The organism is Oleiphilus sp. HI0125 (genome assembly GCF_001635355.1).
The window spans coordinates 1-1,476 of record NZ_LWGF01000048.1 but is presented as its reverse complement, the minus strand read 5'-3'; the positions used below and the strand labels follow the sequence as shown (position 1 = coordinate 1,476).

General features: G+C 45.6%; 1 protein-coding gene. It reads left to right on the top strand.

Annotated elements, in window-relative coordinates:
• The coding region (gene atpA / locus A3762_RS00880) for a F0F1 ATP synthase subunit alpha (RefSeq protein WP_068753669.1) at positions 1-1,353 on the top strand (1,353 nt) is incomplete at its 5' end.
• Positions 1,354-1,476 lie beyond the last annotated feature (123 nt).

Here is a 1,476-nt window from a genome sequence, read left to right as displayed (position 1 = left end):
CTTAACCTTGAGCGTGATTCTGTAGGTGTCGTTGTATTAGGTGACTACAATGGCCTAGCAGAAGGTCAGAAAGTACGTTGTACTGGTCGTATTTTGGAAGTGCCAATCGGTGAAGCGCTTCTCGGCCGTGTTGTTGACGCACTTGGTAACCCAATCGATGGCAAAGGTCCTATCGAAACAAACATGACGGCTCCTATCGAAGTCGTTGCACCAGGCGTAATCGCGCGTAAGTCTGTTGACGAGCCAGTTCAAATCGGTCTTAAGTCAATTGACTCAATGGTGCCAATCGGTCGTGGTCAGCGTGAGTTGATTATCGGTGACCGTCAAACAGGTAAAACTGCGATTGCAATTGATGCAATCATCAACCAAAAAGGTACAGGCGTTAAGTGCATCTACGTAGCGGTTGGTCAGAAGCAGTCTTCTATCGCAGCAGTAGTACGTAAGCTTGAAGAGCACGGTGCAATGGATCACACCATCATCGTTGCGGCAGGTGCAGCAGATCCAGCAGCAATGCTTTTCTTAGCGCCATACGCTGGTACTACAATGGGTGAATACTTCCGTGACCGTGGTCAGGATGCATTGATCGTATTTGATGATTTGACTAAGCAAGCTTGGGCATACCGTCAAATTTCATTGCTTCTTCGTCGTCCACCAGGTCGTGAAGCATATCCTGGCGACGTATTCTACTTGCACTCACGTCTTCTAGAGCGTGCATCGCGAGTTAGTGAAGAGTACGTAGAGCAGTTCACTAATGGTGAAGTTAAAGGCCAAACAGGTTCTTTGACAGCGCTACCAGTTATCGAAACACAAGGTGGTGACGTATCTGCATTCGTACCCACTAACGTAATTTCGATCACTGATGGTCAGATCTTCCTAGAAACTAACCTATTTAACGCCGGTATTCGTCCAGCGATGAACGCAGGTATTTCGGTATCTCGTGTAGGTGGTGCAGCTCAGACCAAAATTATTAAGAAACTTGGCGGTAACGTCCGTCTAGCACTTGCTCAATATCGTGAGCTTGCAGCGTTTGCTCAGTTTGCTTCTGACCTTGACGAAGCAACTCGTAAGCAATTGGAGCACGGTCAACGTGTAACGGAGCTCATGAAGCAGAAGCAGTATAGCCCGCAGAGCGTTGCTGAAATGGGTGTTGTACTTTACGCAGCCAATGAAGGTTTCCTTGATGATGTACCAGTGAACAAAGTTGTAGCATTTGAAGAAGCATTGCTTTCTTACATGAACGCTGAACAAGCTGATCTTATGAATAAGATCAATGAGAAAGGCGACTACAACAATGATATCGCAGACGGTATCAAGAGTTCTTTGGAGACATTTAAGTCTACCCAAACTTGGTAATTAGATGGGCTTGCCCGTTTAATCGAGTTTTTTAATCAGACTTTATAGGCAACTAACAATGGCCGTTGGTAAAGAAATACGAAATCAAATCTCTAGCGTTAAAAGCACGCAAAAGATTACTAG